21 protein-coding genes are annotated in these 22,136 nt (G+C 62.7%); 11 read left to right on the top strand and 10 right to left on the bottom strand.

The genetic code is table 11. From position 1 onward, the window contains the following. Positions 1 to 52 precede the first annotated feature (52 nt). Positions 53 to 1,000, top strand: coding sequence for an L-threonylcarbamoyladenylate synthase (locus K7H22_RS09350; protein ID WP_230800478.1), 948 nt, complete (start codon positions 53 to 55; stop codon positions 998 to 1,000). A gap of 62 nt (positions 1,001 to 1,062) precedes the next feature. Here the strand turns inward: K7H22_RS09350 and K7H22_RS09355 are convergent, their stop codons facing one another. Further along, positions 1,063 to 1,674, bottom strand: coding sequence for a YqgE/AlgH family protein (locus tag K7H22_RS09355; protein WP_230800479.1), 612 nt, complete (start codon positions 1,672 to 1,674; stop codon positions 1,063 to 1,065). 159 nt (positions 1,675 to 1,833) lie between these two features. Between K7H22_RS09355 and K7H22_RS09360 the strand changes: the two genes are divergently transcribed. After that, positions 1,834 to 2,679, top strand: a complete 846-nt coding sequence (locus K7H22_RS09360) for a protein-disulfide reductase DsbD domain-containing protein (protein WP_230800480.1) — start codon at positions 1,834 to 1,836, stop codon at positions 2,677 to 2,679. A gap of 19 nt (positions 2,680 to 2,698) precedes the next feature. Here the strand turns inward: K7H22_RS09360 and K7H22_RS09365 are convergent, their stop codons facing one another. The 5 genes from K7H22_RS09365 to K7H22_RS09385 all read right to left on the bottom strand — a co-directional run bounded on the left by K7H22_RS09365 (position 2,699) and on the right by K7H22_RS09385 (position 9,663). Further along, a complete protein-coding gene (locus K7H22_RS09365; protein ID WP_230800481.1) occupies positions 2,699 to 6,085 on the bottom strand; it encodes an efflux RND transporter permease subunit in 3,387 nt (1,128 codons plus the stop codon). A 5-nt stretch (positions 6,086 to 6,090) separates the two neighbouring features. After that, positions 6,091 to 7,554 carry an efflux RND transporter periplasmic adaptor subunit gene (locus K7H22_RS09370; protein WP_230800482.1) on the bottom strand — a complete coding sequence of 488 codons (1,464 nt, stop codon included), beginning with the start codon at positions 7,552 to 7,554 and terminating at the stop codon, positions 6,091 to 6,093. A gap of 109 nt (positions 7,555 to 7,663) precedes the next feature. Further along, positions 7,664 to 8,206 (bottom strand): molybdenum cofactor biosynthesis protein B, encoded by a 543-nt coding sequence (moaB, locus tag K7H22_RS09375; RefSeq protein ID WP_230800483.1) that lies wholly within the window; start codon positions 8,204 to 8,206, stop codon positions 7,664 to 7,666. 3 nt (positions 8,207 to 8,209) lie between these two features. Further along, complete coding sequence (locus tag K7H22_RS09380; RefSeq protein WP_230800584.1) at positions 8,210 to 8,842, bottom strand: LysE family translocator; 633 nt, start codon at positions 8,840 to 8,842, stop codon at positions 8,210 to 8,212. Continuing rightward, a complete protein-coding gene (locus K7H22_RS09385; protein WP_230800484.1) occupies positions 8,842 to 9,663 on the bottom strand; it encodes a uracil-DNA glycosylase in 822 nt (273 codons plus the stop codon). Before K7H22_RS09385 ends, K7H22_RS09380 begins: the two co-directional genes overlap by 1 nt. A gap of 105 nt (positions 9,664 to 9,768) precedes the next feature. On the opposite strand from K7H22_RS09385, the gene K7H22_RS09390 reads away from it, so the two are divergent. From K7H22_RS09390 to plsY, 6 genes are all read left to right on the top strand, one after another. Then, entirely contained in the window at positions 9,769 to 10,731 is a 963-nt protein-coding gene (locus tag K7H22_RS09390) for an aspartate carbamoyltransferase catalytic subunit (protein WP_230800485.1), read from the top strand. Next, positions 10,728 to 11,306 (top strand): hypothetical protein, encoded by a 579-nt coding sequence (locus K7H22_RS09395; RefSeq protein WP_230800486.1) that lies wholly within the window; start codon positions 10,728 to 10,730, stop codon positions 11,304 to 11,306. Before K7H22_RS09390 ends, K7H22_RS09395 begins: the two co-directional genes overlap by 4 nt. Then, positions 11,303 to 11,758: a hypothetical protein gene (locus K7H22_RS09400; protein ID WP_230800487.1), complete on the top strand. Its 456-nt coding sequence runs from the start codon at positions 11,303 to 11,305 to the stop codon at positions 11,756 to 11,758. Before K7H22_RS09395 ends, K7H22_RS09400 begins: the two co-directional genes overlap by 4 nt. A gap of 293 nt (positions 11,759 to 12,051) precedes the next feature. Then, positions 12,052 to 12,519 carry a hypothetical protein gene (locus tag K7H22_RS09405; RefSeq protein WP_230800488.1) on the top strand — a complete coding sequence of 156 codons (468 nt, stop codon included), beginning with the start codon at positions 12,052 to 12,054 and terminating at the stop codon, positions 12,517 to 12,519. Between the two features lie 81 nt (positions 12,520 to 12,600). Next, entirely contained in the window at positions 12,601 to 13,887 is a 1,287-nt protein-coding gene (gene pyrC, locus K7H22_RS09410) for a dihydroorotase (RefSeq protein ID WP_230800489.1), read from the top strand. Continuing rightward, positions 13,887 to 14,492 carry a glycerol-3-phosphate 1-O-acyltransferase PlsY gene (gene plsY / locus K7H22_RS09415; RefSeq protein ID WP_230800490.1) on the top strand — a complete coding sequence of 202 codons (606 nt, stop codon included), beginning with the start codon at positions 13,887 to 13,889 and terminating at the stop codon, positions 14,490 to 14,492. The genes pyrC and plsY overlap by 1 nt, the downstream gene beginning before the upstream one ends. A gap of 89 nt (positions 14,493 to 14,581) precedes the next feature. On the opposite strand, the gene K7H22_RS09420 is transcribed toward plsY, so the two are convergent. From K7H22_RS09420 to K7H22_RS09430, 3 genes are read right to left on the bottom strand one after another with little or no spacing between them, the layout of a single operon-like run. After that, positions 14,582 to 15,952, bottom strand: a complete 1,371-nt coding sequence (locus tag K7H22_RS09420) for a glutamate--cysteine ligase (RefSeq protein WP_230800491.1) — start codon at positions 15,950 to 15,952, stop codon at positions 14,582 to 14,584. A gap of 52 nt (positions 15,953 to 16,004) precedes the next feature. Next, positions 16,005 to 16,532 carry a hypothetical protein gene (locus K7H22_RS09425; RefSeq protein ID WP_230800492.1) on the bottom strand — a complete coding sequence of 176 codons (528 nt, stop codon included), beginning with the start codon at positions 16,530 to 16,532 and terminating at the stop codon, positions 16,005 to 16,007. Further along, the gene (locus K7H22_RS09430) at positions 16,529 to 17,290 is read right to left on the bottom strand and encodes a 16S rRNA (uracil(1498)-N(3))-methyltransferase (RefSeq protein WP_230800493.1); all 762 of its coding nucleotides are present in this window, start codon (positions 17,288 to 17,290) and stop codon (positions 16,529 to 16,531) included. The genes K7H22_RS09425 and K7H22_RS09430 overlap by 4 nt, the downstream gene beginning before the upstream one ends. Before the next feature lie 11 nt (positions 17,291 to 17,301). On the opposite strand from K7H22_RS09430, the gene ubiA reads away from it, so the two are divergent. From ubiA to K7H22_RS09445, 3 genes are read left to right on the top strand one after another with little or no spacing between them, the layout of a single operon-like run. Then, on the top strand, positions 17,302 to 18,285 hold the full coding sequence (gene ubiA / locus K7H22_RS09435) for a 4-hydroxybenzoate octaprenyltransferase (RefSeq protein WP_230800494.1): 984 nt from the start codon (positions 17,302 to 17,304) through the stop codon (positions 18,283 to 18,285). Between the two features lie 59 nt (positions 18,286 to 18,344). Then, the gene (locus tag K7H22_RS09440; RefSeq protein WP_230800495.1) at positions 18,345 to 20,291 is read left to right on the top strand and encodes an OmpA family protein; all 1,947 of its coding nucleotides are present in this window, start codon (positions 18,345 to 18,347) and stop codon (positions 20,289 to 20,291) included. Beyond that, positions 20,288 to 20,614, top strand: a complete 327-nt coding sequence (locus tag K7H22_RS09445; protein ID WP_230800496.1) for a hypothetical protein — start codon at positions 20,288 to 20,290, stop codon at positions 20,612 to 20,614. Before K7H22_RS09440 ends, K7H22_RS09445 begins: the two co-directional genes overlap by 4 nt. A gap of 15 nt (positions 20,615 to 20,629) precedes the next feature. Here K7H22_RS09445 and K7H22_RS20175 read toward each other — a convergent pair whose 3' ends face one another. Further along, positions 20,630 to 22,120 (bottom strand): PqqD family protein, encoded by a 1,491-nt coding sequence (locus K7H22_RS20175; protein WP_230800497.1) that lies wholly within the window; start codon positions 22,118 to 22,120, stop codon positions 20,630 to 20,632. Positions 22,121 to 22,136 lie beyond the last annotated feature (16 nt).

Genomic DNA, 22,136 nt, shown 5'->3' on the forward strand with positions numbered 1-22,136 from the left:
CCCGAACCGGCGCCGCCTTCAACCGAAACGCGGCGTCATTGGATCGGACAGGATGATCAGAACCGAATTGTTGAAACCGGACAATTCCGGCATCACCCGTGCCGCAAGGCTGCTGGCGGATGGCGCGCTGGTCGCGTTTCCGACCGAAACGGTCTATGGGCTGGGGGCGGACGCGCGCAACAATCTGGCCGTCGCGCGCATATTCGAGGCCAAGGGCCGCCCGCGTTTCAACCCGCTGATCGTCCATGTCGCCACCACCGATATTGCCCGAAACTATGTCGCATGGTCCGATCAGGCCGAGGCTTTGGCCCACGCTTTCTGGCCCGGCCCGCTGACGCTGGTGCTACCGCTGCGGGCCGATGCCGGTCTGTCGGACCTCGTCACTGCGGGCCTGCCCAGCCTCGCGATCCGTGTGCCGGCGCACCCGCTGGCGCATCGGCTGCTGACCGCATTTGGCGGGCCGGTCGCTGCACCTTCGGCCAACCCGTCAGGCCGGATCAGCCCGACCACGGCGGCCCATGTGTTGGCGGGTCTCTCGGGGCGCATCGCAGCGGTTCTGGATGGCGGCGCCTGCCCCGTGGGCCTGGAATCCACGATCATCGGCCTGACAGATGATACCCCTGTCCTATTGCGTCACGGCGGCCTGCCGGTCGAGGATGTTGCCATGCTACTGCCTGCGGCGCCTGTTCAGAACACCTCGCCCGTAATACTCACGGCGCCAGGCCAGATGGAATCGCATTACGCGCCAGCCGCCCGTTTGCGCCTGAATGCCGCATCACCCAAGCCGGACGAGGCGATGCTGGGCTTTGGCGCAATGGACTGCGATCTGAACCTCTCGCCACGCGAGGATCTGGCAGAGGCCGCGGCCAACCTTTTCCCGCATCTACACAGCCTTGACGCGCGGCACGTGGCAGGTATTGCCGTGTCCACCATTCCCGAACGGGGCCTTGGTCGCGCCATCAATGACCGGCTCAGACGTGCCGCCGCCCCGCGCCCTTGACGCTGTCCAACGCGTTTCTTCTTGCCTTAAATATCCTGGCGCGAAGCGCATTCTCACAAGGCTCAGGCACGCCCCGCCGCCGAAGACAAAGCCAGCGCGTCGATCCCAAGTCCGCGCAACGCTGCCTCCCATTTGGCCGCATCGGGCGTGGCAAACACCAGATCGGATGATGCATCCCCCGTCAACCAGCCATTCTGCGCGATTTCGGCCTCAAGCTGGCCCGGCCCCCATCCGGCGTAGCCAAGCGCCACAATCGCGCGGTCGGGACCAAACCCTGCTGCCAGATCTTCCAACACGTCGACCGTCGCCGTCATCCCGAACGGTGCCGAGACCTGCAGGGTCGTGACACGCGAGCTATATTCCCCCGAATGCAGAACGAATCCCCGCGCATTCTCGACTGGACCGCCGTAGTGCACGGGCCGGTCCGCCATGTCGCGTGTCATGCTGATCGACACCTGATCCAGCAAGCCCCGCAAGCTCAGGTCAGAGGCGGGTTTATTGACGATCAGGCCCATGGCTCCGTCTTCGGAATGGGCGCAGATGAACACAACCGACCGCGCAAAACGCGGATCGCCCATTGCAGGCATGGCGATCAGAAGCTTGCCGGTCAGGTCCAACCGATCCTGCGGCTTTTGCGGGGACTGTGGCGGGTCTGCATCATTCATGGCTGACATATATGCCTCTTGCGGCCTGATGCCAGACTGCACCCACCCTTGCCCCCAAACAAGCGTTCATCGCAACAACTGGCGTATATGCACCGGTCGCGCCCACCACACGGGTCAATCGCCCGAATGTGAGTTGTCCTTCACCGGCGTTTCGCGCATGACCAGTGTATGACATTGCCCCATTTTATTCTTGCCCTGCCCTTCGGTCTGGCCGTTGCTTCTGCGGCAGCTTTACCTGTTAACGCGCAATCACCTCAGGCCCAGCCCGACACTCTGGCGGATCTGGTGCAGGTAAGCGTCTTGCCCGGCTGGCATGACAAGGATGGTGGCCATATGGCCGCGTTGCATCTGACACTGGCGCCGGGCTGGAAAACCTATTGGCGCGCCCCTGGAGATGCGGGCATTCCGCCAACGATGGATTTGCAGGGCTCGTATAATCTGGCGGATATCGTACCGATCTGGCCCACCCCTGTGTTATTCACCCAGAACGGAATGCAGACGGTCGGCTATGCGAAAGAGCTTGTGCTGCCCTTGCATGTCACACCGCAGGCAACAGGCCGTCCGGCCAAGGTATCGGCACGGATGCAGATCGGTGTCTGTTCAACAATCTGTGTGCCGGTCGAGTTCGATTTCGCGCTGGATCTGCCAGCCAATGGCTCGGCCGCACAGCAGAACCTGATACGGACGGCGCTGGACGATCAACCTGTCAGCGCCGCGGGCGCCGATGTCGGCAGGGTCACCTGCGCCCTGTCCCCGATCCGCGACGGGCTTGCTCTGGATGTCAGTATCGACATGCCCAGCGCCGGTGGCACCGAAACAGTGCTGATCGAAACCGCAGACCCTTTGGTCTGGGTTGCCGAAACCGAAAGCCTCCGCCAAGGCAGTACTTTGACGACACGGACAGAGCTTGTGCATGTCTCGGGTCAGGTTTTCGCGCTGGACCGCTCGGGTATCAGAATGACAGTGCTGGGCGCGGATAAGGCTGTGGATATCAAGGGCTGCATCGCTCCCTGACGGGCGCCGCTGTCATGTGTCAGGCTGCCCGCTGGTCGCGCACATGCCTTATTGCCACAAAGACATAGGTCGCCAGCACCACAAGAATCACGCCCCCCAGAAACAGTGCCAGCGCCGCCCCCATGGGTGACCCCAAGACGACATCGGGCAGGATAACGGTCAGCGGCGCAGGCAGTTGGCCCTGCCAGGCAACCCAGCCCAGCGTTGCCGCCAGCCACAGCAAGATGCCTGCCAAAGCCAACCGCAGCGCCGGTGCCGTCCCACGCATCCGCAACCCGCGTTTCAGCGCGGTGATCTGGCGGCTTACATCCGCTTGTATGGCCATCAGAGCGGGCACAACCATCAAGACAAGCACCATGCCGAACCCCAGACCATAGACCAGCGTGATAACCGTTGGCTTGAGAAACTGCGCCTGCGACGATGTCTCGTAGAGCAGAGGAGCAAGCCCTAGAACGGTCGTCAGCGTGGTCAGCATCACGGCACGCAATCGGTCCGCCGCGCCGTCGACAATGGCAGGCAAAAGCCCGCGTTCCTTCGCGCGCTCGTCAATCGTTGTAACTAATACGATGGAATCGTTGATGATGATGCCGGTCATCCCCAACAATCCCACAACAGTGAACATCGACATTGGCACATCCCAAAAGGCATGACCCCAGATCGTGCCGACCAGCCCGAAAGGAATCACGGCCATCACTACCAGCGGCCGCGTCCAGCTTGAGAATATCCATGCCAGCACCAGATAGATGCCGGTCAGGCACAGAATCAGCGCCGTGCCCGCATCCGACAGGAAATCGTTTTCCTGCTCGGACAAGCCCGACAGCCTGTATTCCAGCTGCATCTCGGACGCGATCTGCGGCAGGATCTCGGTTTGCAGCGCCCGCATCACCTCGGCAGCGCGGGCGGGATCGTCTTCAGAGATGTCGCCCGTGACCGTGATCACCCGCAACCCGTTCTCGCGCCGCACGGTTGAAAACCCCGCCCGCGCCTCGACACTGACGATATCGGACAGCGGCAGATAGGCCCCTGAGGGCGCGCGCAACTGCATCCGCTCCATAAAATCGGCGGTCAGTTCACCTTCCGGCAGTTCTACACGGATCGCGGCGCTGCGCGGCCCTTCGGGATAGGTCGCGGCCTCTAGCCCGTTCAGACGGTGGCGCAGCACGCGGCCCAGTTCGTCAATGGAAAAGCCCATCGCCTGCCCCTGCGGGGTCAGGTTCAGGATCAGCTCTTCCTTGTCATAGGACAGCGTATCCTCGACGGCCGACACTTCGGGGAAAGGCGCCAGTGCGGTCTTGAGGGCCTCGCTTGCCGCTTTGAGACTTTCGGCGGTAGCGCCAAAAAACTGCACGTTCAGCGCCTCTCCGGCAGGTCCGGAGCGCCAGCCGCGAAAACTGACAGTTTCGGCCAGCGGGTGCATCTGCACGGCATCCTGAAGGTCGGCCACAAAAGCGAATGAGGAATAGGTCCGCAGATCAGGGTCGATCATCTCGATCGAAATGCCGCCCAGAAGATCCGCCTCGGTATCTTCGGTCCCGGGCAAGGAGCGACCTGAATTGCCACCGATCTCGGCGATCATATAGGCAATGGGATTGCGGCCATGCTCGGCCTCGTAGCGCGCGGCCACCTCGACAGCGGCGCGCTGCATCTCGTGCATCATCTCGAAGGTGTCGTCGCGTCTCGCGCCGGGCAGCATCGAAAAATTGCCCGTGACACTGCCTTGTTCAGGCGCGTTGAAGAAACGCCACGGCACATCGCCCCGCACCAGCGAGGCCACCTGCACGGCCAGTAGCAGGATCACCCCAGCCAGCACCGGATAGCGCGCGGTCAGAACCAGACCGATCAAAGGCCGGAAGCAACGATCACGAACCCAGTCAAAGCCGCGGTTCACATGGCGACTGGGCAGATCGTACCAGTGATCCTTCACTGAATGCGCCAGCGCATGCGCCATGTGGTTCGGCAGGATCAGGAAACACTCGACCAAGGACGCCGCCAGCACGGCAATCACAGTAAAGGGAATGTCCGAAATCAGGCTGCCCATGCGCCCGCCGATCACCACCAGACCGAAAAAGGCGATCACGGTCGTCAGCATCGCGGCCAAGACAGGCATTGCCATACGCCGCGCCGCGTTTTCAGCCGCCACAACCGGCGCCTCGCCCAACCGGTGGCGCGCATCGGCATGTTCACCGACAACGATGGCATCATCCACCACAAGGCCCAGCGTGATGATCAACCCGAACAGGCTGATCATGTTCAGCGTCAGACCAAAGGCATACATCAGCGCAATCGCCGCCAGCATCGCCACGGGAATACCCGCCGCCACCCAAAAAGCCGTGCGCGCATTCAGGAACAGGAAAAGCATCGCCACGACCAGCGCCAGCCCCGTCAGCCCGTTGCTGATCAGCAGGTCAAGACGTCCAGTGATCTGTTCGGCCCTTGTCCGGATCAGATCGACCGTCACCCCCGCGGGCAGGGTCGCCTGCAGGCTGGCCGCTGCCGCCTCGACCTGTCGTTGTGCGCGGATCGCGTCACCGCTGGCCGAGCGGTCCACCCTCACGGTCATGGCCGGATAGTCACCGACAAAATAGCCGCGATCCCTGTCGACCCCCAGTTTTTCAATCCGCGCCACATCCGACAGGCGCAGCACCGATCCGTCGGGGTTCGAGCGCAGGACGATCTGCGCGATCTCGTCAGGGCTACTGCGCCCCGATCCGGTCCGCACCCGCGCATTGGCCCCCGTCACATCGCCAACCGGATCAGCCGAGACTTCGCCGGCGATGACGGCAGCAATCTCGGCAAAGGTGATGTCATGGGCCATCAGGTTGACCGACGCGACCTCGACCAGCGTTTCGGGTGCGGCCACGCCTTGCACCGTGGTGCGCGTGATGCCTTCCGCGAAAAGCCGTGTCACAAACTCGTCGGCGAAGCGCGCCAACTGGTCCACGCCCACCGGTCCGGTGATCACAACGTCCGTGACCCGGTCGCGCCAGATGCCGCGCTGCACACGCGGCTCTTCCGCCTCTTCGGGCAGGGTCGTGATCTGGTCGACTGCGGATTGCACATCCTCGGCGGCACGGCCCATGTCCCAACCCGGATCGAATTCAAGCTGGATCGAGGCCTGCCCCTCGCGGCTGGACGAGTTGGATTCCGCCACACCCTCGACCGCCAGCAATGCAGGCTCCATCGCCTGCACGATGGCTCTGTCAACATCCTCGGCCCCTGCCCCCTGCCAGACTACGCTGACAGTGACATTGTCGATGACGACATCGGGAAAGAACTGCGCGCGCATGTTCGGTGCCGCGAACAGACCCGCCACAACCATCAGCACCAGAAGCAGGTTTGCGGCTGTCTTGTGGCGGGTAAAATAGGACAGGATACCGCCTGCCATAGGGGGGATGTTGCGGACCATCCGCCCTAACCCCCGATACGCTGTTCAAGCCGCTGCACCACCTCGGCAGGGACACGTTCGGCCTGAAGCTGCGCCAGCAGACGCGTCCGCATTTCGGCAGGCATCCGGTCATTGCCCTCAACAAAAGCCACCAGACGGGCGCGGCGCTCGGACGTCAATTCCAGAAGATCGGGCGCAGGCACGTCCTCGATCGCGCCGGAAGGCCCGCGCAGCGGGCGCACACCGATCCCCGCGCCCAGAAGCGGCGAGCGTTCGGCGACGACCTCGCGCCCCTCAAGCCCCTCACCTTGCACCAGAATATCATTGGCCTGCCGCCGCACCAGCGTGACCGGCAATTCCTCAAGCCGGTCAGCCGCGCCCAGCACTAGGACGGTATTGCTGCTGTCCATCGCCGAACCCGGCAGACGCACCATGCGGTCCAGCGGCGGCTCGTCCACCTCGACAGTCACGAAATCGCCGGGCTTCAGCCCTGCGGGGTCGGTGATCGCGGCATAAAGCAACCGGCCCGACTGCCCCTCGGCCACAGCGGCGCTATCACGGCTCAGACGGCCCTCGCGTTCAAGATCAATGCCGAACATGTCCAGTCGCAAACGCACCGGAAGATCCTTCAGCTTGCCTGCGCCATCCAGAAGCCGCGCATATTGCGCGGTCGAGATGCGAAAGGCCACTTCAAGACGGTCGGGATCAATCAACTGTCCAAGCTGCTCATTGGCTGACACCAAACGCCCCTCGACGATGCTGACCCCGCTCAGAACACCGGAAAACCTTGCGCGGGCCACCGTATCATCCAACCGACGCTCGGCCTCGGCCAAGGCGATATCGGACCGTCTCCGGCTGGTTTCGGACTGGGCCAACCGCGCCTCGGCCTGCGCGATAGCCTGATGGCGCGTGAGAACAGCCTGCCGTGCCGCACTTGCGGCCAGTTCCGCCGTCTCGACAGCCGCCTCGGAGCCAACACCGCGCGCCGCAATATCGCGCTGCCGCAAAGCGGCGCGCTCGCGCAGCGCGGCCTGCTCCTCGGCGGCCAGCAATTCGTCTTGCGCCAGTTCCAGCGCACGCGCCGCATCGCGCATTTCGGCGGCGGAATCCGTTGCATCCGCCTGCGCCCGCGCCAGCGCCGCCTCGGCATCCGCCGGATCAATCCTGAACAGAACCTGTCCTTCGGAAACGACCCCGCCCTCAACAAATTCGGGGGCCAGTTCAAGAAGACTGCCACCCACGGCGGCGCGGATTTCCAGTGTCCGCCCGCTTTGCACCTCCCCGAAGGCCGTCAATACGGGCGTTACGGTCGCCGCCTCGGCCGTGACAACATTAACCGAGAATACCCGCTCGCGACCCTCTGGCATGCGCGCCTCGCGCGACAGGCGGTCCTGCACCGCATCACGCAGCGTCTGGCCCGCCATGATCAACAGCGCCAAAGTCAGCGACAACAGGAAAAGCCCAGTCAGGCTCTGGCGCAGAAACCTCATCTTCTTTTCGATCCTTGCAAGGCGGGGCTTGGCCCAGCGTCAAAGCCTAGCCGCGTGGCAAGAATTGCCAAGCCACAAGGCCGTTACACACATGATACGCTGGTGGCGGTTATTTCCGTCGTTGATGTTCATCAAGTCGCGGAAAAATCTCGACGAAGTTGCAGGGCCGGTGACGGTAATCAAGCTGGAAGGCAAGGATCTCGTCCCATGCGTCACGGCAGGCACCGGGACTGCCGGGCAAGGCAAACAGATAGGTTCCACCAGCCACCCCTGCTGTGGCGCGGCTTTGAACGGCACTGGTGCCGATCTTCTGCATCGACACGATGGTGAAGACGGTTCCGAAGGCGTCTATCTCCTTTTCATAGACATCGCGATGCGCCTCGACCGTCACATCGCGCCCTGTAAGCCCTGTGCCCCCTGTGGAAATGATCACGTCTATTGCTGAATCAGCAATCCATTCGCGCAATTGTTGCGCTATATCAGCACGATCATCGTGGATAATTGTGCGACCCGCAAGATGATGGCCTGCGCCCGTCAGCCTCTCGACCAGCGTATCGCCCGAACGGTCATCGGCAGCGCTGCGTGTATCCGAGACTGTCAGAACGGCAATTCGCACCGGCAGGAACATCTTGCTCTCATCAATCCGTGACATGGTTCATCCTTTCTGCATCAGGGCCAGCCGCAAGGCCAAGGCCGTGAATATTCCCGCACTGACCCAGCCTAGCACACGGGCCAACCGCAGATTGCCAGCCATCCGCCCTGCCACCCCTGCGGCAAAGACGCCCACAGCCGCGTTGATAAAAAAACCGCCCACCGACAGGACCGCGCCATAGATCAGGAACTGCGCCAGCACCGCACCGCGCGCGGGATCGACGAATTGCGGCACAAAGGCCAGCACGAAGAGGATCACCTTTGGATTGGTCAGATTGACCAGCAAACCCTGCCAGAATGCCCGCAGCGCCGCACGAGGCCGGACCATCCGCGCCTGCGCCACCGTCGGCACGGGGGAGCGCAACGCCTGCACCGCGAGATACAGCAGATAGGCCACCCCGACCCACCGGATCACATCCAGCGCAACCGGCATCGCCGCGATCAGCGCGCTCAGCCCCAGCCCCGCAAGCCCTGCATGCACGAAGCCGCCCAACGCGATGCCCGCACTGGCGGCAACGGCGGGGCGCGGACCTGCCCGCAAGCCCTGCCCCAGACAGAACATCATATCCGCACCCGGCGTCAGGTTCAGCGCCAGCGCGGCAGGCAGAAAGGCCAGCAAAACCAGCGGATCGACAATCACCGCGCGCCTCTTGTCTGATCCAGCCTCGCCCGCACATCAAGCAGGTCAGCCCATGCCTCGCGCTTGGCCGCTGGATTGCGCAACAGATAGGCCGGATGCGTCATCGGCATGACAGGCAGGCCCGCCGCCTCGGTCCACTGCCCGCGCAGACGCAGGATGCCCTTGCGGTGAAGCAAAGCATCACAGGCGTGGTTCCCCATCAGGATCAGCACCTCCGGCTTGGCCAAGGCGATGTGACGCTCGACAAAAGGCCGCATCATCGCGATTTCTTCGGCCACAGGGTCACGGTTTTGCGTCGGACGCCACGGCAGGACATTGGTGATATAGACAGCCTGATCCGGTTCGGCCGCATCCCGCGCCAGCCCGATCGCGGCCAGCATGCGGTCCAGCAACTGGCCCGCAACGCCGACAAAGGGGCGTCCTTCCTGATCCTCGTCCCGGCCCGGTGCCTCGCCCACGATCATCACTCGCGCGCCCGGCTGTCCATCGGCGAAAACCAGATTGCGCGCTCCGCGCCTGAGATCGCAATGCGGAAAGGCCGCCAATGCCGCTTTCAACGCCGCCAGATCGGGTGCTGATCGGGCCGCGCGCTGTGCCTCGGCCACAGTATCGACTTGCGCCATCGCCACGACCCGCGGGCGGGCGGGCGCGGGTTTCGTGTCCGGCAGGGCAGGCGCTGCCTTGCGGACAGAAACAGGGGCGGCGTCGGGCAATTCATAACGGTTGATCGGGCTGTCCTGAATGCATTCATCGGCCCCAAGGTCGATATACCATTCCAGTAGCGCCCGTGCGCTGCGATGATCCATGTGCGATTCCATGCGGCTACAGTATCGCGCTGAACGGCCTTGCGAAAGCGTGCCGCACATCCTTGCCCCAAGGCTTGCGTCTTTCTATAAGCGGATCAGTAACCCGAGGAGACCCGCATGAGTTTCGGCCAAAGACACCTGCTGGGCATCGAACCGCTATCCCCTGTCGAGATTACGACTCTGCTGGATCTGGCCGACCAATATGTCGCCCTGAACCGACGCGATGTGAAACATGGCGATGTGCTGGCGGGGCTGACCCAGATCAACATGTTCTTCGAGGCGTCAACCCGCACGCAGGCCAGTTTCGAATTGGCAGGAAAGCGCCTTGGCGCAGATGTGATGAACATGTCGATGCAGGCATCGTCCATCAAGAAGGGCGAGACCCTGATCGACACGGCCATGACCCTGAACGCGATGCATCCCGATCTGCTGGTCGTGCGGCATCCGCATTCCGGCGCGGTCGATCTGTTGTCGCAGAAGGTGAATTGCGCCGTCTTGAACGCAGGCGACGGGCGGCACGAACATCCCACACAGGCGCTGCTAGATGCGCTGACCATCCGCCGCGCCAAGGGTCGCTTGCACCGCCTGGACATCGCGATCTGCGGCGATATCGCCCATAGCCGCGTGGCACGGTCGAATATCATCCTTTTGGGCAAGATGGAGAACCGTATCCGCCTGATCGGTCCGCCCACATTGATGCCTGCAGGGATCGGCGAATTCGGTGTCGAGGTTTATGACGACATGCGCGCCGGACTTCGGGACGTGGACGTGGTGATGATGCTCCGCCTGCAAAAGGAACGCATGGATGGCGGGTTCATCCCGTCCGAGCGCGAATATTATCACCGTTTCGGGCTAGATGCGGAAAAGCTGGCCCATGCCAAACCCGATGCCATTGTCATGCATCCCGGTCCGATGAATCGCGGGGTCGAGATCGACGGCACCTTGGCCGATGACATCAACCGCTCGGTCATTCAGGAGCAGGTCGAGATGGGCGTCGCCGTCCGCATGGCTGCGATGGACCTGCTGGCGCGCAACCTGCGTGAAAGCCGCGCACACCATGCAGAAGGGATCATGGTTTGAGCGGCAAACTGACCATTGCAGCACATGAGGCCGGCGTCACACGGGTTTTCGCCGTCAACCTGCCCGAAGCACAGGTTGCCACAATGTTGCGCGACACGGCGGGACAGGCAACAGCGCAAACGGGTGAGCTTCCTGAAACACCTGCTGCAGCAATACTGCTGGGCTGGCCGGATCTGGACACGCAGCAGGCCGAGCTTTTCGCCATCAAGGATCTGACAGGTCTGGGCCTTCCCGGTTATCTGGTCGAGGGTCTGGGACTGCCGGAAAAGCAGATCATCCCCGACAAGGCACGTCTTTCGGCGCTGGAGGGATATGTCCTGATCGTTCTGTCACGCGCCTTTGGCGAGCAGGACATTGATCTGGAACTACCTGCCGAGTTGACCTTGATCGGCAGCTACCGCGAGACATCCCCACTTGTGAAGTTCGAACCGCTGCCTGGCACCGGAACTGGTGAAACGCCAATCGCGCAGCACCGCAAGCCTGTGTCGGACGCGGCCATGTCGGGACGCATTGCAACAGCCGCCCTTGTCGTGTTGTTCGTGCTGACGGGTCTTGTAATCTGGATGGCGGGATGACAGCGCGCGAACCGGTCCATTCCATGACTCCCACGTTCACGCTGGAGCAAGGTGAGGCCGTTCAGGACAGTTTCACCCCTGACCGCGCAACCTATTGGCGCGACCACGCCAAGATGGCTGCTGCCGCCATGGCGCTTGGCATGGTGATCCTATGGGTCATGGGCAATCCCCACCTCTGGACCGGCGCGGTGGGTGGCCTGGCCGCCATTGCGATCCGCGCGTTCTACATCGCCTCCGACGAACTCGCTGCGCGCTGGGATCTGACCAATCGCCGCCTGCTTGGCCCCGGTGGCCGCGCCGTGCGGTTGGGCGAGATTGCCAAGCTGAACCGGATTGGTTCAGCGGTGCAGATCGTGACCCATGCGGGCGACAAACACCTGATCAAGTATCAAGCGGACGGCACAACCACGCGAACGCGGATCGAGCGGGCCATGGTCGTGCGCACGGGTTGAGGCAACTTTCGCGGACTGACGACACTGACAGTTCGTACGGATCATGCTGTGCCCTGTTTCACCTTGCTCCAACCTGAGGATGACCAACCGCAATCCGGACCAATCCAATCAAATCGCTGCCATAAAAGCGCCCAAGGTCAAGGCTATACCCTGTCTCGTCCCAGAAGGGCAGGAGACAGGGTTTGACCTTGGACGACGATGGTGACTGGACCGCCTATTTCGAGGCCGGTGAATAGCTGGTCTGGACCGGCAGCCCCGTATCCGACCGGCGCTTGCGATGGCCTCAGATCGGCTTGGCGATATTCGGGGCGCCCTTTCTGGTCGTGGGGGTCGATCTGTGCGGTGCCTCTGTCTGGTGCATCCTGTCGGGCGAGGCTGACACGCTATGGACACTGGGCATCGCCGTATTCTTGATCCTGTTCAGCGTGCCTTTCGCTGCGGCAGGTGCGTTTCTGGTGGCAGGCCCCTCTCTGAAGGCCCGCTACGCGCCGCGCTATGTCCGTTATGCGCTGAGCACGCAGCGCGCCTATATCGCTGAAAGCTGGTGGTCACGACAGTTGAAAACCTATCCGATCACGCCTGATGCGCGCATTGATCTGGTGCGCGACGGGTTGGATAGCGTGATCCTTTACAGCGGCAGCGAACGCGATTCCGACGGTGATCTGGTGACTGTTGCCGCGCGATTCAACCAACTCGCCGACGGGCGGCCGCTCTATCATCTGATCCGGCAGCTTCAATCCGGCATAAAGGAGGCGGATTAGACACGGCGCGCCCCTTAACCCCGCTGGACCGACGGCGCGCTGCGGGGTAAGACGACGCACCAGACACAGATCGGGGGCCGCATGACCACCACGCTTTTCCACAACGCCCGCCTGATTGATCCCGAAGGTCTAGAGTTCAAAGGCGCGCTGATCGTGCAGAACGGCGTGATCGCACGCATCCTGTCCGAAGGCGAGACGGCGGGCGATCTTCCCGGCGCGACCCGCATCGACTGCGCCGGCATGTGCCTTGCGCCCGGCATCATTGATATCGGCGTCAAGGTCTGCGAACCCGGCGAGCGGCACAAGGAATCCTTCCGATCGGCTGGACTGGCTGCCGCCGCAGGCGGTGTCACAACCATCGTCACCCGCCCCGATACCACCCCCGCCATCGACAGCCCCGAAACGCTGGAATTCGTCACCCGCCGCGCGAACGAGGCCGCCCCCGTCCGCGTTCTACCGATTGCCGCTCTGACAAAGGGCCGCGAAGGGCGCGAGATGACCGAGATCGGCTTTCTGCTGGATGCCGGTGCGGTCGCCTTCAGCGATTGCGACCATGTGGTCAGCAATACCAAGGTGCTCTCGCGCGCCCTGACCTATGCCCGCAGCCTTGGCGCGCTGGTGATCGGGCATCCGCAAGATCCCGGACTATCCGACGGGGCTGCCGCCACCAGCGGCAAATTCGCCTCGTTGCGCGGCCTCCCCGCCGTGTCGCCGATGGCTGAGCGGATGGGGCTGGACCGCGATATCGCGCTGCTCGAAATGACCGGCGCGCGCTATCACGCCGATCAGATCACCACCGCCCGCGCCCTGCCCGCCTTGATGCGCGCCAAACGCAACGGGCTGGATATTACCGCTGGCGCCTCCATCCACCATCTGACGCTGAATGAGTTGGATTTGGCCGATTATCGCACCTTTTTCAAGGTCAAGCCACCTCTGCGCGCCGAGGACGACCGGCTGGCCGTCATCGACGCCCTGCGTGACGGGGTCATCGACATCATCAGTTCCATGCACACACCGCAGGACGAAGAAAGCAAACGCTTGCCGTTCGAGGAGGCCGCATCCGGCGCGGTGGGTCTGGAAACGCTGCTTCCTGCCGCCCTCAGGCTCTACCATTCCGACGATCTGACATTGCCGCAACTTTTCCGGGCGCTGGCACTGAACCCGGCTAACCGGCTGGGCTTGCCACAAGGGCGGCTGGCTACAGGCGCACCTGCCGATCTGGTGCTATTCGATCCCGATGCGCCTTTCGTTCTGGACCGCTTCAGTCTGCGGTCGAAATCCAAGAACACGCCGTTTGACGGCGCGCGCATGCAAGGTAGGGTGCGCGCAACATTCGTGAACGGCACCTGCGTGTTCGGAGATTTGTGATGCCCCTGATAGACACGACACCTGCCTTGCTGATCCTTTGGGCAATTATCGGCTATCTGCTGGGATCAATCCCTTTCGGCGTGGTGCTGACGCGCATCATGGGGCTGGGCAACCTGCGCGAGATCGGTTCGGGCAATATCGGCGCGACCAATGTGCTGCGGACCGGCAACAAGAAAGCTGCCGCACTGACCCTGCTGCTGGACGGCGCCAAGGGCGCTGTTGCGGTTTTGTTGGCCCGTGCCATCGCAAGCGAGGATGCAGCACAGCTTGCCGGACTGACCGCGATGCTGGGCCATTGCTATCCGGTCTGGCTGGGTTTCAAAGGCGGCAAAGGTGTCGCCACCTATATCGGTGTGATCCTTGCGCTGGCCTGGCCTGTGGGCCTTGCGGTCTGCGGCACATGGCTGGCGGTTGCGGCGGCAACGCGCATTTCATCCTATGCGGCACTGGCTGCGGCGGCGGTGTCGACCGTCTGGTTCGTGCTGCTGGGCGCGGGGGACATGCTTGTTCTGGGCGCGGTCCTGACTTTGATGATCTTCTGGCGGCACCGCAGCAATATCGCGCGACTGCGCGAAGGCACCGAGCCGAAGATCGGGCAGAAATAGTCGTGGTGGGGCCTGAGGCTATCCGCTCACGCAACCCTGAGGGATACCCTCCGAGGATATGTGCCGCAAGAAGAAGCGCAGGCGCGTGATCAGTAGCTGTATTCTACGTAGATCCGACTCAGGTCGCCATTCCAGTCGCCGTGATAATGCGCGAGCAACTCGTCCGCAGGGGTCTTGCCGCTGTCGATGCTTTCCTTGAGCGCGTTGAGAAAATGCGTCTCGTCTGGCACCAGACCGCCCGCACCGGCGCGGGCGCGGGCCTTGAGGCCAGCCTCGGACAGGGCCAGAACCTCCCGCGCCAGATCGTGCATGTCGATCTTGCCGGCCTGCGCCTGAAGGCCCTCGACGCTGGCACCCACGCGCAGGGCCTCGCGGGTTTCAGCGTCCCAGCCCTTGACGATATCCCATGCCGAATCCAGCGCAGACTGGTCATACATCAGCCCCACCCAGAAGGCGGGCAGCGCGCAAAGCCTGCGCCACGGGCCGCCATCGGCCCCGCGCATTTCCATGTATTTCTTGATCCGTGCTTCGGGAAAGGCGGTGGTCAGATGGTCGGCCCAATCGCTGAGTGTCGGGGTTTCACCCGGCAGCGCGGGCAGTCTGCCTGCCATGAAATCGCGGAAGGACATACCCAAAGCGTCGATATATTTGCCGTCGCGATAGACGAAATACATCGGTACATCGAGCGCATATTCAGCGTAACGCTCGAACCCGAACCCGTCCTCGAAGACGAAGGGCAACATCCCTGTGCGTGCGGGATCAAGATGGCGCCACACACGGGCGCGCCAGCTTTTATGGCCATTGGGCTTGCCTTCGAAGAAGGGTGAATTGGCGAAAAGCGCAGTCGCCACGGGCTGCAGGGCAATTGCCACGCGCAGCTTTTTCACCATGTCCGGCTCTGACGCGAAATCGAGATTGACCTGCACTGTGCACGTCCGCCGCATCATCGTTTGACCGCTGGTGCCGACGCTTTGCATATAGCTGTCCATCAGCCGGTAGCGCCCCTTAGGCATCAGCGGCATCTCGTCATGCGTCCAGACGGGGGCGGCCCCCAACCCGATAAAGCCTACACCGACCTTGTCGGCCACATCCTTGACCTCGCGCAGATGCTGGTTCACCTCGTCGCAGGTCTCGTGGATGGTTTCCAGCGCGGCACCGGACAGTTCCAACTGTCCGCCCGGTTCGAGGCTGACATTGGCCCCGTCCTTGACCAGACCGATCAGCTTGCCCGCCTCTTCGACGGGGGACCAGCCATGAGCATCGCGCAACCCCTTCAGCACGGCCAGCACCGAGCGTGGCCCCTCGTAGGGGATCGGGGCAAGCGTATCCTTGCAATAGCCGAACTTCTCGTGCTCGGTCCCGATGCGCCAGTCCTGCTTGGGCTTGCAGCCAGATGCCAGATATTCGGCCAGTTGCGAATGGTGTTCGATCGGCCCGCCGCCGGATTGTGGAATGGACATGCTGGGCTCTCCGACTGTGATGCGCGTCTGTTCAGGGGGCAGAAGTGCCGCGTCAGCGCGGCAGTGTCAATCGCGCAAGGGGGATATCGCGCTGCCATATCACGGCGATGTGCGGACGGGTGGCATGCATCTGTGCCAGCAACCGTTCGGTGTTCAGGCCCGGAAGTGCGGCAAAGCTGTCGAAGAGGGCACCTGCATTCTCGGCCGTCACGGGAATGGACAGCACCGGCTGACCGGGTTGGTGCAACTGCCAATGCGCGGGCTTGCCGCTATGGTCGATATCCAGACGCGTCAGCTCGGACAGGGCCACGACACCGCCGGTCAGGGGGCCGAAATAGGCCACCTGACCTTCCGTGATGCTGACCACTCCCGGCCCGCCCTGCCCCACGGCAAAGCGCAGGCGTTGTAATCCGGTAAAGGCCAGCGCCAGCCCTGCCGCCAGAATGGTCCAACCGACCCACCCCAGCAGGCCGCTGCTGGTCACGATCCACCATAGCCCGATGGCGGCGACTGCGGCACCGGTCAGCACCCCGCGCCAGCGGTGCAGGACGCGCGAGACTTCGGGCCGCACGAAGCTCATGCAGAGGCCCCGCCGCGCGTCGTCCAGTCGCCATAGCGCAGCTGCCACAGGGTCAGAGCCGCCACGGCCGCCGTATCGGCCCGCAGGATTCGGGGGCCAAGGCTGACCGGATGCGAGAACGGCAAGGCATGCAGTTTTGTACGTTCGGCAGCCGAGAACCCGCCCTCTGGACCAATCAGGATCGCCCAGGGTTGGGTTGGGGTGTCGGGACGCAGGTCCGGCAGGACCGAGGAGCCGCCCTGTGCCAGATCCTCGTCACAGAACATCAACTGGCGGTCCTCGGGCCAATCCGCCAAAAGCCTGTCCAGCCGGACCAGATCGGTCACTTCGGGCACGAAAGTGCCGCCGCATTGTTCGGCTGCTTCCACCGCATGGGCTTGCAGCCGGTCCTGCCGGATACGTTCGGAATTGGTGAAGGCAGTCTGCACCGGCAGAATCCGCGCGGCCCCCATCTCGGCGGCTTTCTCGACAATGAAATCGGTGCGCGCTTTCTTGATCGGCGCGAAGACCAGCCACAGATCAGGGGGCATTGCAAGCGGCTTGGTCTGCGCCTCGCAAACCAGCGCGCCGCCGCGCTTGCCCGCATCCGTCACGCGCGCATGCCATTCGCCATCCCGCCCGTTAAACAGCAGAATTCCCGCCCCAACAGCCTGCCGCATGACCCCGAACAGGTAATGCGCCTGATCGCGGTCCAGAGGAACCGTTTGCTCAGCACCCAGCGGATGATCTACATAGAGGCGGATTTTTGCATCACTCATGAGGCCAACATATGACCGCGCCGAAGCAGACACCAGAGGCCAAGATACAGGATCAGGGTCAGGTGGCCGATGCCGTTCGCGGCAACTGGGTCGACCGGCTGGCACCACCTGCGACGCGGCCCTATCTGCGCCTGAGTCGCGCGGACAGGCCCATTGGCACATGGTTGTTGCTACTGCCCTGCTGGTGGGGTCTGGCGCTGGCGATCCTGCATGACGGGCAGGCGCGGCTGTTCGATCTGTGGATTTTCGCAGGCTGCGCTTTGGGCGCTTTCCTGATGCGCGGCGCGGGCTGCACATGGAACGACATCACGGATCGCGACTTCGACGGGGCCGTGGCGCGGACAAGGTCGCGGCCTATCCCGTCAGGGCAGGTCAGCGCAAGACAGGCGGCGGGCTGGATGGTCGCGCAGGCGCTTGTGGCGTTCTGCATCCTGCTGACCTTCAATACTGCCGCCATTTTTCTAGGGATTATCGCGCTGGTGCCTGTGGCGGTCTATCCCTTTGCCAAGCGGTTCACGTGGTGGCCGCAGATATTCCTTGGTCTAGCTTTCAACTGGGGCGCGCTTCTGGCTTGGACGGCACATACCGGCAGTCTTGGCTGGCCTGCCGTGATTCTCTATCTGGCGGGCATCGTCTGGACGCTGTTCTATGATACGATCTATGCCCATCAGGATACCGAGGATGACGCCCTGATCGGGGTCAAATCCACCGCGCGCCTGTTCGGTAAGGCAAGCCCGGCATGGCTGACCGCCTTCATGTATGGCTGCGCCCTGATCATGGCGCTAGCTGTTCTGACCGCCACGCGTGCGACGGGGGCGGATATGCTGCCGACAGTCATCGCAATCGGTGGGCCACTGGCGATGCTGGCGCATATGCGCTGGCAGATGGCACGGTTCGATCCGGCTGATATGGCGATGCTTTTGCGACTGTTCCGTTCGAACCGCGATGCGGGGCTTCTGCCCTTGCTGTTTTTCGCCGGCGCGGCACTGGCGTGATTGCGCCTGTCCCTCCGGCACCCTAAGACAGGTCAACCGATTACAAGCTATGGGGTTCCATGCGCCTGTCCGCCATTGCCATCGTTGCCCTGACCTTTCTGTCCGCTGCAGGCCTGTGTCTTGTAGCGGCAGGTTTTGCCGTGAAGGCGATTGAAGACAATTCCGAATACGGCGTCAGACTGGCGCTGGACGAGAATTCGTTGTCATGGGCCGAAGTGCAGGCCGACGGGCTTCAGGTCCAGTTGACCGGCACAGCCCCGTCCGAGGCGCAGCGGTTCAAGGCGCTGTCCACAGCAGGCAGCGTGGTTGATGCGGCGCGCGTCATCGACGCGATGGACATTAGGGATACCAGCGTCCTGCAGCCGCCGCGTTTCTCGGTCGAGATCCTGCGAAATGACAGTGGCATTTCGCTGATCGGTCTGGTGCCTGCCGCCACAGACCGCGCGGATGTGCTGGAACGTCTGGTGCCGTTAGCTGCAAACGGACAAGTCACCGATTTGCTGGAAACCGCCGATTATCCTGTCCCCGATCAGTGGGACCGAGTGCTGGGTTTCGGCATCCGCGCCGTGCAGGGGATGCCGCGTGCCAAGGTGTCGATCTCGGCTGACAGGGTTTCCATCACAGCGATGGCCGACAGTGTTGAAGAACAGCGCAGGCTCGAAGTCGATCTGGCGCGGCGTGTGCCAACTGGAGTGCGTCTGGTTCTGGATATCTCGTCGCCGCGTCCAGTGATCACGCCGTTCAACCTGCGTTTCCTGATGGCCGATGGCAAAGGCCGCTTCGATGCCTGTTCTGCAGATACAGAAGAAACCCGCGGCCGCATTCTGGCCGCCGCCCGCGCCGCTGGGATGGAGGACAGGGGCAGTTGCACCATCGGTCTCGGCGTCCCCTCGCCTAACTGGGGCCGCGCTGTCGAGCAATCCATCGCAGCCTTGGCCGAATTGGGTGCAGGATCCGTAACCTTTACCGATGCGGATATTACCCTGCTGGCCGAGCAAGGCACCGATCAGGCTCTTTTCGACCGCGTTGTCGGCGAGTTGGAGGGCCGTCTGCCCGACGTATTTGCCCTGACAGCAGTCCTGCCTGCGCCCGAAACCGAGGAAACCGGCGATCAGACCGAATTTACTGCGCTGTTGTCCGATGAGGGCGCGTTGCAGTTACGCGGGCGTATCCGCGACGATGTCAGCCGCGATATCATGGAGAATTTTGCCAAGGCGCGGTTCGGCTCGGATGCCGTAGTTTCAGCGGTCCGGAGTGACGAGACTCTGCCCGAAGGCTGGATGGTGCGTGTGCTGGCAGGGCTGGAATCGCTTTCCAAGCTCAGTTCGGGCGTGACCCGCGTGACCGAAACCTCGCTGACCGTGACCGGCACAACAGGCAGCGAACGGGCCAGCAGCCAGATTGCTGCCATTCTGGCCGACAAGCTGGGCGAGACAGCGGATTTCACCATCAACGTCACCTATGACGAAGCTTTGGACCCGATCGCGGCCCTACCCACGCCCGAGGAATGTATCGGACAGATCAACGAAATCCTTTCGACCCGTAAGATCAATTTCGAACCCGGATCAGACACACCGGATTCTGCCGCAGCTGGGATCATCAGCGATATTGCCGATATCCTGTTAGATTGCGGGGACCTCCCGCTCGAAATCAGCGGACATACCGACAGCCAAGGACGTGTCGAGATGAACCAGAGACTGTCCGAGGCCCGCGCACAGGCCGTTCTGAACGCTTTGCGTTCGCGCCGCATCCTGACTTCGTCAATCACGGCAGTAGGCTATGGTATGGATCAGCCTATTGCTGACAACGAGACCGAAGAGGGGCGTGAGGCGAACCGCCGGATCGAGTTCCGTCTTGTCACCACAGAGCCCGTCGAGAACGCATCAGAGCAAGAAGGGGTTGCAGATGACGCCCAAACCCCGCAGGAAGAAGATGCGTCCGATACGGATGCCGACGGTGGTGACGAAACGCCGTCCGACGATAACGGGGACGAGGCAGGCGAGTGAACAGAACCGAATTTATCATCGCAACGGCAGTTATTCTTTTTGTCGCCTTCAGCCTAGGCTGGTTCGCCAACTGGCTGATCCACCGTTTCACCCGTGTGTCCAAGGCCGATATGGGCGAACTGGAAAAAATGGCGCAGGAACTGCACGAAGCCGAAGAAACCCGTGATCAGGCCATTACCTATATGCAGCAGCGCGAAGCCGAGTTAAGCAATCAGTTGGCCCAGACCGAGGCGGAACTTTCCGCCACGATGGAAGGCCTGCGCGAAGCCCGCCACGAGGCCGAGGAAATGCGCGCCTATATCGAAAAGATCAGCGCACGCTGAAGCCTGCGCCTACGATCAGTCTTCTGGAAGCATTAGTAGTTCGGCCGCGAAGGCGCCCAGCAAGGCGGCTACATCCGCCTCGATCACCGCGCGGGGTGTTTCGGGAAAACCCTCACACAGAATATCCGCGATCTCTTGGCCCGAAACCGGTTCCTCCAGCAGCGTCCAGACCGCACGCGCCACCCTGTTGAGGTGGAAATAGCTGTGCTCGGTCGCATGCCACAGGAACAGGTCTGCATCCACGGCCCGAACGGCCACGTGCTGGCTTCGGCGAAAACACTGATCCAGACGGGCTGGCGCATGCGTCACAGGCTCCAGCGTCGCGGGTAAGGCAGGGCCAATATCAACACCGGATGCATCCCGGCCCGCCACGCCAAAGGCCTGCCGCAACAGCGCCACGGCATCTTCCAGATCACTATAAACCAGCTTGAGGCAGGCGAGGCTTTCAGCCATCTGCGTGACCCGATCGAATTGGCCCGTCCCCTCTGACGAGGCCGAGATGTTCTGCCTGACAAGATGTTGCACCGCTTCGGCGGCTCCCATGTGGTGCAGACTTGCAGGGCCCTGATCCCGCCGCGCCAGCATAATAAAGGCCCTTACAGGCGCGCGTGTGCCGTGAGGCGCAATATTCGGACCGCAGAGATAGCCATAGCGGTTATCGGCAGGACCCAGATAGGTTGCGACATGCGCGCGGAAGGCAGCGCTTGCGTTTTCGGGAAGTGGCAAGCGCAGGCGCGGGGCCAATCCCAGACCGAAGGCCAGACCGTCATCCAGAACCGGCAGGATATCGTCGCAGAACACGATCATGTCAGTTTCAGCCGTCAACCGCGAGATCAAGGTGCTTTTTCCGGCGCGTGCCGGTCCTGTCAGCACAACAAGCTGCCCGTTGATCTGGACCGCGCCGCAATGCAAACCGATGCAATCGCGATGCTGGTTGCAGAACGCCTGCGAGATATCGGCCACAACGCCGCAAGCGGCACTGGCCACCCGAAGCCCCCGCAGCGGTTCGTCCAGCCATGGCGAGTGAAGGTCCATTCGGTTTCCCGAGCGACGGATCGAGGAGACCAAACTTTCGGGTGCCTTGGGAATCCCGCGCCGGATCGTCACTTTGGGCTGCCATCCCGTCATCAGCGCTTTCAGGGCGGCAAGCACTTCACCCGCATCCTCAAGCCGGACGGTTCCATCAAGCCCGGGATAGCGCAGGTCCTGCATCACAGAGGGAGAGGCGCGCGGATCGCGCGCCTCTCGGTCTTCGTGAGCATGGGGTAATGCAACCATGTCACCTTCTGCCTCCACTCCCAAAACCGCCAGACGGGCCGGATCCACCGGAACGCCCTCCACCTGCCGGTCCAGATCCACCACGGTCACCCGAAGGACCAGACGCACCCGAACCGCCGCCCGAAGCGCCCGATCCGCCACCAGAGCCGCCGCCGGAACCGCCACCAGAGCCACCACCGACTCCACCACCGCCGCCACCCGATCCTCCGCCGGATGCGTGCGCCGCACCCAGATGCATCATGAC

The sequence above is a fragment of the Seohaeicola saemankumensis genome (assembly GCF_021021435.1).
Classification (GTDB): Bacteria; Pseudomonadota; Alphaproteobacteria; order Rhodobacterales; family Rhodobacteraceae; genus Seohaeicola.

Coding starts and splice junctions, on each gene's coding strand:
- K7H22_RS09385 (WP_230800484.1), bottom strand. CDS start 9,663: ATGGAATCGCACATGGATCATCGCAGCGCACGGGCGCTACTGGAATGG.
- plsY (WP_230800490.1), top strand. CDS start 13,887: ATGCCCCTGATAGACACGACACCTGCCTTGCTGATCCTTTGGGCAATT.
- K7H22_RS09355 (WP_230800479.1), bottom strand. CDS start 1,674: ATGTCAGCCATGAATGATGCAGACCCGCCACAGTCCCCGCAAAAGCCG.
- K7H22_RS09400 (WP_230800487.1), top strand. CDS start 11,303: ATGACAGCGCGCGAACCGGTCCATTCCATGACTCCCACGTTCACGCTG.
- K7H22_RS09365 (WP_230800481.1), bottom strand. CDS start 6,085: ATGGTCCGCAACATCCCCCCTATGGCAGGCGGTATCCTGTCCTATTTT.
- K7H22_RS09425 (WP_230800492.1), bottom strand. CDS start 16,532: ATGAGCTTCGTGCGGCCCGAAGTCTCGCGCGTCCTGCACCGCTGGCGC.
- K7H22_RS09420 (WP_230800491.1), bottom strand. CDS start 15,952: ATGTCCATTCCACAATCCGGCGGCGGGCCGATCGAACACCATTCGCAA.
- K7H22_RS09440 (WP_230800495.1), top strand. CDS start 18,345: ATGCGCCTGTCCGCCATTGCCATCGTTGCCCTGACCTTTCTGTCCGCT.
- K7H22_RS09360 (WP_230800480.1), top strand. CDS start 1,834: ATGACATTGCCCCATTTTATTCTTGCCCTGCCCTTCGGTCTGGCCGTT.
- K7H22_RS09350 (WP_230800478.1), top strand. CDS start 53: ATGATCAGAACCGAATTGTTGAAACCGGACAATTCCGGCATCACCCGT.
- ubiA (WP_230800494.1), top strand. CDS start 17,302: ATGACCGCGCCGAAGCAGACACCAGAGGCCAAGATACAGGATCAGGGT.
- K7H22_RS09390 (WP_230800485.1), top strand. CDS start 9,769: ATGAGTTTCGGCCAAAGACACCTGCTGGGCATCGAACCGCTATCCCCT.
- pyrC (WP_230800489.1), top strand. CDS start 12,601: ATGACCACCACGCTTTTCCACAACGCCCGCCTGATTGATCCCGAAGGT.
- moaB (WP_230800483.1), bottom strand. CDS start 8,206: ATGTCACGGATTGATGAGAGCAAGATGTTCCTGCCGGTGCGAATTGCC.
- K7H22_RS09430 (WP_230800493.1), bottom strand. CDS start 17,290: ATGAGTGATGCAAAAATCCGCCTCTATGTAGATCATCCGCTGGGTGCT.
- K7H22_RS09370 (WP_230800482.1), bottom strand. CDS start 7,554: ATGAGGTTTCTGCGCCAGAGCCTGACTGGGCTTTTCCTGTTGTCGCTG.